Annotated in this window: 13 protein-coding genes; 4 read left to right on the top strand and 9 right to left on the bottom strand. The window is 45.5% G+C overall.

What is annotated here, in order from left to right; all coding sequences use genetic code 11:
- Positions 1–78 precede the first annotated feature (78 nt).
- Positions 79–462 carry a VOC family protein gene (locus BT112_RS04820; RefSeq protein WP_072316249.1) on the top strand — a complete coding sequence of 128 codons (384 nt, stop codon included), beginning with the start codon at positions 79–81 and terminating at the stop codon, positions 460–462.
- 50 nt (positions 463–512) lie between these two features.
- Here the strand turns inward: BT112_RS04820 and rsmI are convergent, their stop codons facing one another.
- Both rsmI and BT112_RS04810 read right to left on the bottom strand, forming a co-directional pair.
- Positions 513–1202, bottom strand: coding sequence for a 16S rRNA (cytidine(1402)-2'-O)-methyltransferase (rsmI, locus tag BT112_RS04815; protein WP_072316248.1), 690 nt, complete (start codon positions 1200–1202; stop codon positions 513–515).
- 50 nt (positions 1203–1252) lie between these two features.
- A complete protein-coding gene (locus tag BT112_RS04810) occupies positions 1253–1933 on the bottom strand; it encodes a hypothetical protein (protein ID WP_072316247.1) in 681 nt (226 codons plus the stop codon).
- Positions 1934–2329: 396 nt separating this feature from the next.
- On the opposite strand from BT112_RS04810, the gene BT112_RS04800 reads away from it, so the two are divergent.
- Both BT112_RS04800 and alr read left to right on the top strand, forming a co-directional pair.
- Positions 2330–2980: a thymidine kinase gene (locus tag BT112_RS04800; protein ID WP_072316245.1), complete on the top strand. Its 651-nt coding sequence runs from the start codon at positions 2330–2332 to the stop codon at positions 2978–2980.
- A 75-nt stretch (positions 2981–3055) separates the two neighbouring features.
- Positions 3056–4162, top strand: coding sequence for an alanine racemase (gene alr / locus BT112_RS04795; RefSeq protein WP_072316244.1), 1107 nt, complete (start codon positions 3056–3058; stop codon positions 4160–4162).
- A 6-nt stretch (positions 4163–4168) separates the two neighbouring features.
- Here the strand turns inward: alr and BT112_RS04790 are convergent, their stop codons facing one another.
- From BT112_RS04790 to BT112_RS04760, 7 genes are all read right to left on the bottom strand, one after another.
- On the bottom strand, positions 4169–5803 hold the full coding sequence (locus BT112_RS04790) for a S41 family peptidase (RefSeq protein ID WP_072316243.1): 1635 nt from the start codon (positions 5801–5803) through the stop codon (positions 4169–4171).
- 52 nt (positions 5804–5855) lie between these two features.
- The gene (pncA, locus tag BT112_RS04785; protein WP_072316242.1) at positions 5856–6461 is read right to left on the bottom strand and encodes a bifunctional nicotinamidase/pyrazinamidase; all 606 of its coding nucleotides are present in this window, start codon (positions 6459–6461) and stop codon (positions 5856–5858) included.
- Positions 6462–6484: 23 nt separating this feature from the next.
- Entirely contained in the window at positions 6485–7900 is a 1416-nt protein-coding gene (locus BT112_RS04780) for a nicotinate phosphoribosyltransferase (RefSeq protein ID WP_072316241.1), read from the bottom strand.
- Positions 7890–8297: a ribonuclease P protein component gene (gene rnpA, locus BT112_RS04775; protein ID WP_072316240.1), complete on the bottom strand. Its 408-nt coding sequence runs from the start codon at positions 8295–8297 to the stop codon at positions 7890–7892. Before rnpA ends, BT112_RS04780 begins: the two co-directional genes overlap by 11 nt.
- Positions 8298–8371: 74 nt before the next feature.
- Positions 8372–10240: a M1 family metallopeptidase gene (locus BT112_RS04770; RefSeq protein WP_072316360.1), complete on the bottom strand. Its 1869-nt coding sequence runs from the start codon at positions 10238–10240 to the stop codon at positions 8372–8374.
- A gap of 98 nt (positions 10241–10338) precedes the next feature.
- A complete protein-coding gene (locus BT112_RS04765; protein ID WP_072316239.1) occupies positions 10339–11973 on the bottom strand; it encodes a S8 family serine peptidase in 1635 nt (544 codons plus the stop codon).
- Positions 11974–12018: 45 nt separating this feature from the next.
- The gene (locus tag BT112_RS04760) at positions 12019–12885 is read right to left on the bottom strand and encodes an MBL fold metallo-hydrolase (RefSeq protein WP_072316238.1); all 867 of its coding nucleotides are present in this window, start codon (positions 12883–12885) and stop codon (positions 12019–12021) included.
- 329 nt (positions 12886–13214) lie between these two features.
- Between BT112_RS04760 and BT112_RS04755 the strand changes: the two genes are divergently transcribed.
- A complete protein-coding gene (locus BT112_RS04755; protein ID WP_245776983.1) occupies positions 13215–13670 on the top strand; it encodes a DUF202 domain-containing protein in 456 nt (151 codons plus the stop codon).
- Positions 13671–13704: the final 34 nt, after the last annotated feature.

The following is a 13704-nucleotide window of genomic DNA, read 5'->3' as shown; positions in this document are numbered from 1 at the left end:
GTGTTTATTCCAGGCAGAAAAATAATCGAAGCGGAACGACGTTGATAATCTTATCTGACAAGCAAAACAGGACGAACGATGAGACGAATGAAATTAATTGCAGGCCATCAACAGGTTATGCCATACCTGCTCACTCCCCGGGCTGATGCCCTGGTAGAATTTATAAAAAAGATCTTCAGGGGACAGGAGATGGTACGGATTCTAAATACAGATAAAAAGATCCAGCATTCGGAAGTTAAAATAGGAGATTGTACCATCCTCCTCGCTGAAGCCACTGAAGCCGGCCCTTCGATCCCCGGATGCATGTATGTCTATGTTACGGACACCGATAAAACATATTATGATGCTCTGGATGCAGGCAGTGAGTCGCTTATGTCTCCGTTGGATGAAGATGACAATACCCGGAGCGCTGGCTTTCGCGATCCTTTCGGAAATACATGGTGGATTACTACCCTGGCATAAAAAACAGCGGCGACAAAAATATCTCCGAACTGTACTTTCGGACAAAAGAGCTATTCCTTTTCCCTTGATTTCACCATTCCCCCCACAATAATAACGATCTCTCCTTTGGGCGGTTTTTCTTCGAAATGCCGGAGTACTTCTTCGGCAGTTCCGCGGATATTCTCTTCATAGAGTTTGGTGAGTTCACGTGACACCGACACCGGTCGGTCTGCTCCGAATACCTCTACAAAATCTCCGAGTGTTTTTGCCAGTTTGTATGGCGACTCATAAAATATCATCGTGCGGGTTTCTCCGGCAAGAACTTTAAGGCGGGTCTGCCTTCCTTTTTTTACCGGTAAAAAACCTTCGAATACAAACTTATCGTTAGGGAGCCCGCTGTTCACCAAAGCGGGAACAAAAGCAGTGGCTCCGGGCAGGCACTCCACCTCGAGGCCGTTTTCTATACATGCCCGGGTAAGCAAAAACCCCGGGTCGGATATAGCAGGTGTTCCTGCATCGGAAATTAAAGCTATATCTTCACCTCCTGCGATACGCTGCACGATATGCTGCACGGTTTTATGCTCATTGTGCATGTGGTGACTCTGCAACGGTGTCACAATTTCGAAATGCTTCAATAATTTTCCGCTGGTCCGGGTGTCTTCGGCCAATACGGTATCGACCTCCTTCAGTATTTTTACAGCCCTGAAAGTCATATCTTCCAGGTTACCTATCGGCGTAGGCACGATATATAGTTTAGCCATACTTTTCAGTTACCGGCATCGCTGCCGGAATTACAAATCAGGGGGCTGTGTTAGATATATTTTTTTTCAAGGATATACATAAAACGCTCTTCATACTTCTCCTTACCTTCCCAGTTGTTATAGTCGGGCTTTATCATGTGCCTGATAAAGTTCTTGGCTTCGTCCTCACTTTCGATGGTATTGATCTGGGAAATGACCCGGTTATAATCTTCCGTACTATCGTTAAAAAGGTGTTTTATAAACGCCAGTTTATCGTTGAGCCCCACACTGATACCTTCTTTAAACCTGTCGTTGATAGAAGACACTTTAGGTCTCCCTGTTTTTTCCATAACCGGCACGACATCATCTGCATCCCGCTTTTCAAACACCGGGTCGGGCAGGATATCTGCCAGAATATCATCGAGAGTTTCTTCCTCCGGCATCTCTGCGACCATATCCTTTATCGTATCGATCCCGGGAATAATGATATCTTCGCTATGCGGATTACTTTCGGGCACCTGGGTATTTTCTTCCATGACCGCCCCGGCAAGCTGTTCGAATTTGCGAAGGGCTTCACTTTTTCCTGCAGTGGGTTGTATTTCCCCGAAGTGTTCTTCGACAAACTTCAGCAAGGTAAGTTTCTCATAGACTTTCTGCGCCTGCACCTGGAGTGCCGCCAGATCTTCCTTACCCTTTAGCTTGAGGATGTCATGGGCTATACTCACCAGTTCAGATTCCAGTTTCTTTCTCATTGCTTTATTTTTATTATTTATTCAAGGTTTGTCCGGACTCATTTTCACTCCCTTCATTCCCTTACTTCCTATTAAAATATAAATTTTTCCGGGAACAGACACAAATATATTCTTTATTATTCTGATATCCTCAATTTGCAAAAAGCTTGTCTTTCGACAGAAAGGGATTTCATTTTTTCCTTAGCTTTGCATGGATTTTAATGAAAAAAAGCTACTTTAGTTCACACAAGCTTTATACCAAAGGTTATAACCTTGTGCTGAACATACAGCTTTTATTTCCCTGGTTTCACAACAAGGTTTTTACTTACTGTCGGAAAAATGTACGAAGCCTGTCTGTTATTTGCAGAATATCGCAAACAGCGGCCTGATATTTGTTTCCGAGTTGAAAAATACAAAATGTTTCTCGAAAATACGGTTAATCATAAAGAACAATTTGGCTGGATAGAGGTTATTTGCGGATCCATGTTTTCCGGAAAGACCGAAGAACTCATCCGCAGGTTGCGAAGGGCACAGATCGCCAGGCAGAAGGTAGAGATCTTCAAACCTTCTATCGATGTGCGACACAGTGAGGATATGGTGGTATCCCATGATGCCAACGAAATACGCTCTACACCTGTTCCTGCTGCGGCTAACATCCGTATTCTTGCCGATGGATGTGATGTGGTCGGTATCGATGAAGCCCAGTTTTTCGATGACGAAATCGTAACCGTATGCAATGATCTGGCCAACAAAGGCATACGTGTAGTGGTTGCCGGACTGGATATGGATTTCAAGGGCAATCCCTTTGGCCCCATGCCTGCCCTTATGGCAACTGCCGAATATGTAACCAAGGTCCATGCCGTCTGTACCAGGACGGGAAATCTTGCCAATTACAGTTTCAGAAAAACCAATGACGACAAACTGGTACTGCTCGGAGAAACGGAAGAATATGAGCCGCTGAGCCGCGCAGCTTTTTACAAGGCCATGCTTCGGCAAAAAGTCAGTAAAATGGATGTCAAGGAACCGGAAGAACTCCCTAAGAAGGACGAGAGCAATTCCACAGGCTGAGCCCGGCTTAAAAAACCACTTTACCTGTTAAAATACCCGCCAACACTCCGCGGAAGCATTCTAAACGCACAAAAGATGACAAAAGTTGCAGAAACCGTGCTCGAAGTAGACCTGGGAGCTCTCCGGCACAACTACGAATTTCTTAGATCCACACTCCGCCCCGGCACAAAATTTATAGCGGTGGTCAAGGCATTTGCTTATGGGCACGACTCCCGGATCATTGCCCCTTTTCTGGAAAAACTCGGGGTCGATTATTTTGCCGTGGCCTACACCAGTGAAGGTATAGAGCTTCGCGAAGCAGGCGTACGCACCCCCATTATGGTATTGCATCCGCAACATGTGCATTTTAACAGCATTATAGACTCCCAACTCGAACCCTGCATATATTCCAGGCGCGTTCTGTCGTTATTTCTGGAAACTGCCCGGTCCCGGAATCTCAAAACCTATCCGGTACACCTCAAATTCAATACGGGGCTGAACAGGCTGGGATTTGAAGAAAAAGAAGTGGCAGCGCTTGTTTATCAACTCGGACAACAGCAGCATATTCGGGCGGCTTCGCTATTTTCGCATCTCGCGGCTTCCGAGGACCTCAACGAAGAAGCTTTCACACGAAACCAGATCGAACTGTTTAAAACGATGGCGGCAGCTTTCGAAAAACAAGCCGGATATAAACCACTGCTACACCAATGCAACACTTCGGGAATCCTGTGTTACCCCGATGCTCATTTCGATATGGTTCGAAGTGGTATCGGACTTTATGGCTATGGTAATGACGAAACCAAAGACAAGCTCCTTCGACGGGTGGGCACACTCAAAACCATCATTTCACAGATCCATCACCTGGAAAAAGGGGAGAGCCTGGGTTATAACCGGGGTTATATCGCAGAACACAGCACGGTAACAGCTACACTGCCCCTGGGGCATGCCGACGGGATAGGCCGGCAATATGGCAAGGGCAAGGCTTTTGTAAACATCAACGGGAAGAAGGCCCCTATTATCGGGAACGTATGTATGGACATGCTCATGGTTGATATCACGGGAATAGACTGCCAGGAAGGTGACGAAGTCATCGTTTACGGCGGCTTTCCTACCGCAGAAGAATTTGCCGCTACGGCAGGTACCATCTCCTACGAGCTCATTACCGGGATTTCGAGAAGGGTAAAACGGATATATACCGAATAATTTCGTTTACTTGAGCAGCGCATTGTACTTCGTTCTGTTTTTCAACAGGCTGGAAGCAGACACGATAGCCTCATCGTGCGACAGGTAATAATCGTAAAGTCCCTCCCTGTAGAAGTATCTCTTAATGATCTCGTCTTCGATCTCTTTGGTCAGTTCATCCTTATAATTGTCTAATGCGGCTATTTTACTGTTGGAAATATCTTCCAGCAACACGCTGTAATCTTCCTGCACCTGGGCACCAAAAAGCTCCATCTCTTCATTTGCTCCTGCCTTTTTAAGCAATTTCTCTACCTCGGTTTCATAATGAAATCCGGTACGGGAGACGTAGTTTTTAAAATCTTTATAATCGGCTTCCGAAAATGAAAACTTTTCCGGATCGTTTACCTGATGGCTATAATAATAATCCGTCACATAATTAAACACCACCTGATTATTCAGCAATTCCTGAATCAGTGTATTCTGGCGCAGCACTTTTACCTCCAGGTCCGGGGTTATTCCTCCGCCGTCATATACGGTTCTGCCTTTTCGGGTTTTAAAGGCGTTATATCGCGAGGCATCTGTCCTGACCGCATTTCCGTTTTCATCGCGGTGTGCATAGTCCATGGCCTGGATACATCTTCCGCTGGGAGTATAGTACCTGGATATGGTTACTTTCAATTGTGTTCCATACGTCAGTTTGAGGGGGCGCTGTACGAGTCCCTTCCCAAAGCTCCTCGCTCCGACTACTACAGCCCTGTCCATATCCTGCAAAGCCCCGGCTACGATTTCACTGGCAGAAGCACTTCGCCCGTTGATAAGGATCACCAGGGGAATTTCGGTATCTACAGGATCTTTCCGGGTCCGGAATTCCTGATTGAATTTTTTCACCTTGGATTTGGTCGTTACTATGGTCTCTCCTTTGGGAACAAACAAATTGGTAATATCGATAGCCTCCGTGAGCAAACCACCGGGATTTCCACGCAGGTCAAGTACCAGTTGCTGTACCCCCTTCGATTTCAGGTCTTCCAGGGCTTCTTTGGTCTGGCTTGCCGCTTTCCGATTGAAACGGGATAATACGATATATCCCGTATTATCATTGATCTTACCGTAAAAGGGAACCGCATCTACTTCAATCTCTTTCCTGGTCAACGTCGTTTTTGCTGTTTTCCCCTGCCTCCTGTACGTTATATCCACACTACTGTTTATAGTGCCTTTCAGCAGTTCTCCCGCATCATCTTTAAAGTCTGCAATGCGGATATCTCCTATCTGGATAATTTCATCTCCCGCTTTCAACCCGGCTTCATCCGCCGGATATCCCTTATAGGGTTCCACGATAAGCAACTTATCGTGATAACTGCGTACCACCGCACCTATACCGGAATACTCTCCGCTGTTCTTTATTCGGTAATCTTCCACATCCTGCTCATTCATATACACGGTATACGGATCGAGATTATCGAGCATTTCCTTGATCGCTCCGTCCATGAGTCGTGCGGGATTGATCTCATCCACATAATTCATATTCAGCTCCTTGAACAGTGTGGTGAAAATTTCGATCTGCTTGGCAATCTCAAAGAAATCATTTTTAAAGGATGTCGCCGTAAAAAGCATCCCTACGGCAAGAACCGGGATAACTATTCGCTTTCTAAATATTTTTTTCATGGCTTACGGATATTGCATTGGTTAGAGCTGCCTGTACAGGAAAAACACTGTTCTAAAGTTCTGTAGAGGATATCAAATGTACTCCTATTTCACTTAAATCGGAAATTGCTTTTTCATAGGTATCTGCAGCTATATACTTTGTAGCATCGGTAATATAATAGGTTCGGAAGCCCTCATTCCGGGCATCTTTTGCTGTGTAATAGACACAATAATCTGCCGCGAGACCACAGACAAACAATTCCTTCACACCCATACTGCGGAGATAAGAAGCCAATCCGGTGTGGTATTTTTTTCCATTGTCATAAAAACCGCTATAACTGTCTACCCGACGATGCATTCCCTTCCTGAAGATAGCCGCTATCGTCTTTTTGTTTAAAGTATCCGCAAGATCAGCTCCTTTGCTTCCCTGCACACAGTGATCGGGCCATAGCACCTGGTTCAGTCCGTGCAGACGGATCTCTTCGAACGGTTTCTTTCCGGGATGTGCGGACGCAAAGCTTTCATGTCCTTCCGGATGCCAGTCCTGGGTAGCGACTACCAGATCAAAACGATCCTGCAGCACATTAATGACGGGTATAACTTCATCTCCTCCGGGAACCTCCAATCGCCCCCCGGGCAGAAAATCATGTTGCACATCAACAATCAGCAATGCTCTCATAGACAGATTATGGGTTTAAACAATTATGATTCGCTTTCTTTCAGTTTTTCTTCTTTGAGCCGGTCCCGCAACTGTTCCATTTCCCTGCTCAGTCCAACTTTGTAAACATGTGGAAAATCGAAACGTTTGTGTTCATCCGGCAATTGCCGGAGGTTTTCACCGGCGGCCATGGCGATATCCCTTACGGACCTTTCGGGAAACAGCCGTTTTCCGTCTTTCATCACAGCCTTGAGCATAGGACGTGCCGAAGCAGGGCGAAGCGGCATTCTCTTATGCGGCTCAAATGGGTGTGCCATACTCCCGGGTGCCTCCAGTGTTTCGAAGGTTATGGCATCTGCGACAAACTGCCCGTCGTCATTAAAATACCGGTACACCTGCTTCTCGCCGGGAAAATTCATTTTCTTCAGGTTTTCGGATATCTTGATACGGGGCTTGTCCTCAAAGCTACACAGCTTATAAACCCCGTCAAGTGCGGCATTCTCATGGCCGACAACGAGGTTGGTCCCTACCCCGAAAATATCTATAGCAGCCCGTTGTTCCCTGAGACTTCGGATTACGTGTTCGTCGAGCTGGTTGGATGCTGCGATCTTCACATAAGAGAGTCCGGCATCGTCCAGCATTTTACGGGCGGCTTTGGACAGATAGGCAAGGTCTCCGCTATCGAGCCGGATCCCTATGAGTTTCTTCCCGGTTTTCTCCATTTCTTTTGCTACTGTAATTGCATTGGGAATACCGCTTTTCAGCGTATTATAGGTATCCACAAGCAGTACACAATTGTCCGGATGTGTTTCGGCAAAATCGCGGAATGCGGTTAACTCATCATCATAGCTTTGTATATAGGCATGCGCCATAGTCCCCGTGATGGGTACCCGAAAGGTTTTACCGGCAAGCACGTTGGAAGTAGCATCAAAACCACCTACAAAAGCTGCTCTTGAAGCCTGCAGTCCGGCGTATCCCTGTGCCCTTCGCAACCCGAACTCTGCCAGGATTTTGTCCTCCCCGGCAATATACCGGATACGGCTGGCCTTGGTTGCTATAAGCGACTGAAAGTTCAGGCAGTTCAGCAGAAAAGTTTCTGCAATCTGGCATTCTACCACAGGCCCCGTAACCGTGAGAATAGGAGCAAAAGGAAACACCACATCACCTTCGGCAACACTTTTTACGGTGCCGGTAAATTTAAATCCGGCAAGATATTCTACAAAACCTTTATCGAAGCCCTGATCGGAGAGATACTGCAGATCTTCTTCTGAAAAAGAGACATTTTCCAACCATTCCAGGGCATCCTCCAACCCGCAAAAGAGCACGAAACCACCCTCAAAAGGCGCTTTTCTGTAAAAGTAATCGAAAGTTGCCTGCGTTCTGTGTTTGCCTTTCAGGTAATAGGCCTGCCCCATTGCAAGCTGATAAAGGTCTGTGTATAATGCGGTATTAAAATTCATGTGCTTCTTTTTTTGACGGGTCTTCTTCACTTTCCTTCTCCAGGAAGAGGTGAAGCAGTTCTTTCATTTTCCGATCTGTTTTCGCGTAGTCCGGGATTTCCTTACCAAGATACAAAATCATAAATGCAAAAGACGCCCCTGCTCTGTCTGTAACTCCCTGCTTGTTGAGTCGGTATGTTTCTCTTAACAGCCGTTTTATACGGTTGCGGTCTACGGCCTTCCGAAACCTGCGTTTGCTTACGGATACCGCTACCTGAACTCCTGTTGCTCCGGGCAATTCCGTTTTTACATACACCAGTCTAAGCGGAAAGCGGGAAACACTTTTTCCCTCGGAAAAGAGCTTCCCGATGAGCTTTTTGCTTTTTAATTTTTCCGCTTTAGAAAAACGTTGATCCATCGGATTATCTTTCTGTAAAAATAGAAAAACCTCCCGAAAGCGGGAGGTTTTCCTGTAAACGATTCTGTTTTTAATTACTCAAAACTAATGGCGTTATTGCTTTTATCCACATCGGCCATAAGCTCCGAAGGGTCGATAACAATAGCTTTGATATCGCTTTTGGGCCTTCCTATACTGAATTCGTAGGTGGGATACGCCCACGCCCAACTGGGGAGCACAGTCCTCTCGAGATTCGGATACGGATTGGCTTTTTCTCCGTGCATCATACGCAACGGCGCGTAAAAGGTTTCGTATGTATCATCGTTATAGACTACCAGCACATCAATTGGCATAGGCATGAGACCTATACGCTCCAGCGTCACTTTGGTACTGTCTCCCGACTCTTTTACCGCTTTGATACCATAATCTATGGTGTTGGTGGTCATAGTCCAGTCGGTCAGGTACCAGTCGAGCTGAAAACCGGATACTTTTTCGGCCACGCGTTTAAAATCGTTTGGAGTAGGGTGCTTGAATTTGAAATCTTCATAATATTTACGAAGCGTTTCCATCAGCTTATCCTGTCCTATGATATATCCTAACTGCGCCAGGAAAACTTCTCCTTTACTGTACGCCGCATAGGAGTAAGCCATATTCATGGCATACCTGTCGCCATGTGTGGTTTGCGGTTGTTCTTTACCGGACATCGCCAGCATAAAATAACTGCGGTAAGCATTTTCGAAAGGATTTTGTTTATTCCTTTCCATGATCTCGTTTTCGGCGAGATCGGAAATAAAAGAGGTAAATCCTTCGTCCATCCAGGGGTGCTTGGACTCATTTGTAGCGAGCAGATGCTGGAACCAGGCGTGAGCCATCTCATGGGCGGTAACACCGACCAGGCTTCCGAAACTACGCTCCCCGGTGATCAGGGTGCACATCGCATATTCCATGCCGCCGTCTCCCCCCTGTATTACGGAGTACTGTTTCCACGGATAAGGCCCTATATTTTTATTGTAAAAGTCGAGAAGTGCCGCAGTTTTAGGCTGCAGGTTCTTCCAGTTCTCCTTGATTTCTGCCTTATCCTTATATAAAAAATGCAGCGTTACTCCACCGGGAGTCTCCAGGGTATCATGAATGTATTCCGGATCGGCAGCCCAGGCAAAATCATGGACATCGGGCGCTATAAAATGCCAGGTCAGTTTTTTCCCTTTACGTTTTACTTTGGTTCCGGGTTTTTCGTAACCATATCCGATCTCGTCCCCGTTTTGAAGATTTCCGGTTCCTCCGATGATATAGTCTTTATCAATGGATATTTTAACATCGAAATTCCCCCACACCCCGTGAAATTCACGGCCGATATACGGATCGGCATGCCACCCCTCGGCATCGTACTCCGCGAGTTTAGGGTACCATTGTGTCATGGACAAGGCTACGCCCTCGGCACTGTTCCTTCCCGATCTTCTGATCTGTAACGGTACCTGTCCTTCGAACTCCATGACCAGTTTGGTAGAAGTCCCGGGCTTCAGCGGACTTGCGAGTTTGACCTCTACAATAGTTCCTTCCGCGTCATACACCACAGGCTTACCATCCTGGGCAAGGGATTTTACGTCCAGGTAACCGATCTCATCCGGCTTCAGTTTCCCGATACGGCTTTCGAATTCCGGTTCTTCTTTGGTCCCTTTATTGGTAACCATACGCTTATCCGGATCTTCGATCGTTTTCAGGCGGACATCCATTTCACTACCGGGCTGGAAGGCATTAAAATACAGGTGATAAAACACCTTATCCAGCACATCGAGTGAATTATTGGTATAAACCAGCTCCTGGGTCCCGGTATAACGAAAGGTTTTTACATCCATGTCTACCTCCATCCTGTAATCCACATGTTGCTGCCAGTAACAATCATTCTGTGCCACTGCAACAAATCCGACAAGAAGGGCTGAACATGCTACGATAAATTTTTTCATAAACTTTGCTTTTACATCTATACTGTACATACAGGCAAGTCAGGTATTTTTAAGCAAGCAAGGACATTTGGGAACCCTTGCATTGCACGTTTCTCCGATTACAGCTCCAGTTTTTTCCTAGATACTTTATCAGCCATGATAATGGCATTGTATGCATTGACCATACGCCCTGATTTCGACACTTCAGAGAACGGCTTCTTTTTGGAAGGATCACCCTCGAGTACCACATTGGTTTTTGAAGTCAGTCCGGAATGCATGATAATTTTCTTCACCTGTGAAGCGGTCAGCTCCGGGTAGTACGATCTTATGAGCGCAGCTACTCCGGCTACTTCGGGAGAAGCCATGGATGTACCCTGCTGAAACTCATATCCATTGTTAGGTACTGTAGACCATATTTTGGTTCCCGGGGCAAAAACATCTACATTATTTTTCCCGTAGTTAGAGAATTTTGCCACCATTTCCGGGCCATAGGTATAATCCAGTGCACCTACAGTCAGGAAATTATCAGAAACCTCTTTACCATTGTCCACTGCATCGTTCGGATAAACATTGGTTTTATCGAGGTCTTTAGACTCGTTTCCGGCGGCATTTACGATAAGTACATCGTGTTCTCCTGCATATTTTATAGCATCGCGGACCCATTCCGGATGCGGAGAATAGTATTTACCGAAGCTGGTATTGATAATCTTGGCACCATTGTCTACCGCATAACGTATGCCAAGAGCGATATCCTTATCATACTCATCGCCACCCGGAACGGCACGCACAGCCATGATCTCTACATTATTGGCCACTCCGTTCATTCCAATACCGTTATTGCGGGTAGCCGCTATGATACCGGATACGTGCGTCCCATGCTTGGCTTCTTCTTTATCGGGCCCCGTCACGTTATTGTTTCCGTAATCGGTATCGGTAATATCATCCGGATTGTCACCGACCGGTCCTCTCCCGTCAAAATCCAGATTGAGATTGTAATTCAACTGATTTCCGAAATATTCAATACCTTCTTTAAGTTCGGACTTCAATTCTTTTACGGAGGTCAGGGACTTATCAACCGACATAATATTGGTCAGGAAAGCTTTGGCCTGTGCCAGTTTGAGATCGGACGAAGGAAGTTTTTCGATATCTTCGCGGGTATAATCTTCTTTTTTGAGTTCTTCCTGAACAACTTCATCCGAACTTTTCACCATCTGAAGGATCTGCTCGTACTGGTTTTTGTTCATTTTGGCTTCCTGAAGCTCTTTGTCATATTCGGCTTTGGCTTTTTTGTATTCGGCCGAACCATCATCTCCCTTTTTAATAATTCTTACATACTCCAGGTTTTCATGTACGGCATCTCCGAGGAAGTTCCATCCATGAACATCATCGATATAACCATTGCCATCGTCATCGATTCCATTACCGGGAATTTCCTTTTCATTCACCCAAAGTACATCCTTGAGATCTTCATGTTCTATATCCACTCCGGAATCTACGACTCCGACGACAACTTTAACTCCTTTTCTCCCTTTCAGCAGTTCTTCATACGCGCGATTTACACTCATTCCGGGAATGGTATCGGTCAAAAGATCTGCATGGGGCCAGGTTTTAAACTCATTTTCATTGAGATCGGCAACCTTTAGGGGTACCGTATCAATATTTTCTATCGGTGTAGAAACAATGGCCGCAGTTCCGCAACCTGCGAGCAAAAAAGCTGCCGAAACCGGCAAAAGAAATGATCTTGTAAGGTTCATAATTAATCGATTTTTTATACTGCCGGTTGTTTTCCGGCTGTTTTTTTAATTAAATACTTCGTCAAAGGTGTGAATATCCCGGAGACGAACTCCTTTTTCTGTATGTTTGAGAGTGCAGATCTCGTGGTGTGCATCGTGTTCCAGAAAAAGATAATAATCTTCGGAAGCCGCTTTATCCAGGAAAGCCGCTTTTTCTTTCAGGGTAAGCAGGGGTCGGGTATCGTACCCCATAACGTAAGGTAAAGGGATGTGACCCACCGTAGGCAGAAGATCGGCCATAAACACCAGTTTTTTTCCTTTGTACTCCATAACCGGGATCATTTGTTTATCGGTATGTCCGTTGACAAAAAGAATATCAAACCCCAGCTCGGAACTTTTCAGGTAGTCGGTATTACGATCCTGTACTTGCACAAAAGACAATTGCCCGCTCTCCTGCAAGGGTAGTATATTCTCTTTCAGAAAAGAGGCTTTTTCACGTGCGTTGGGCTCCGTGGCCCATTGCCAGTGTGCTTTATTGCTCCAAAACCTGGCATTGCGGAATGCGGGTTCATACCCGGTCCTGTTTTTATTCCACTGTATACTGCCTCCACAATGGTCGAAATGCAAATGGGTCATAAATACATCGGTAATATCATCGCGATGAAAACCGTATTTTGCCAGCGACCGGTCTATGGAATGATCTCCCCAGAGGTAATAAAAACCGAAAAACTTATCGCTTTGCTTGTTGCCCATTCCCGTATCGATGAGGATAAGCCGGTCTCCATCTTCTATAAGCAGGGACCTGGCTGCGAGGTCTATCATATTATTCGCGTCTGCCGGGTTGGTCTTATTCCACAAAGATTTAGGAACCACTCCGAACATGGCCCCGCCATCCAGCTTAAAATTTCCTGTTTCTATAGGGTATAACCGCATGTAAATACTGTGATTTATGGTTTAACGGGAAGTGTATTTCATTTTCACTGACACTTTCCGGAGCACTGTCGCCAGGAACTGCCATGACCTCTTCAAGCCATTTATAATTTGTTTTCTCTACTTGACCACAGGACTGTCCGCACTGTCACAACACAGCTTTCCGGGAGTCTTTTGTATACCGGAAACCGGGAATATGATTTTTTACTTTTTTCCTGTTTAAATATAGTCCGCAAAATAACAAAACAGCGGAAGAAAATATTAAAAAACACTGTTTTATTGGGTCTTTTTTAACATTTCTCCATTTTCTCGGAGATTTAAAAAGCCAAAGTATGGTTATTCTAAAATATTACGCTATTTTTAATCCTGAAGCAGGCCGGAATTACTCCGGAAATAACCTGTCGGAACAACCTCCGCATTTCGCGGAAAAAGCAATCGAACAACTGTTGACCATGAAAAAATTTGTCCCATTCCGAAAAATGCAACTGCTACGGTTTGGCCGTGATTTCGAGCGGGATGAAGAAATGATATTACGGGATTATCTCTCTGTGGAAAGAACCAGGTTATCGAACGAAAGAACACTTTTGTCGTATATACGTACTTTCCTGTACCTGATTCTGGGTGGTATCACTTTTATCCAACTGGATGATTTTTACAACATCCGTTATCTCGGGATACTATCGCTGTTCCTCAGTGTCATATTTCTCTTTATCGGCGTTTACAGGTTTCTTTTGCTCAAAAAGAGTTTAAAACGATTTCATCACAGGCCCGGGGACAGGAAAGCATAGTTTTTTCCTTTCACATTCCGGGAATCACAACAAC

Origin of the sequence: Sinomicrobium oceani (assembly GCF_900119185.1) — a bacterium.
In the GTDB taxonomy this organism is placed as follows: domain Bacteria; phylum Bacteroidota; class Bacteroidia; order Flavobacteriales; family Flavobacteriaceae; genus Sinomicrobium; species Sinomicrobium oceani.
The sequence above is the reverse complement of the archived record's forward strand: the minus strand, read 5'-3'. Positions and strand labels throughout refer to the sequence as shown.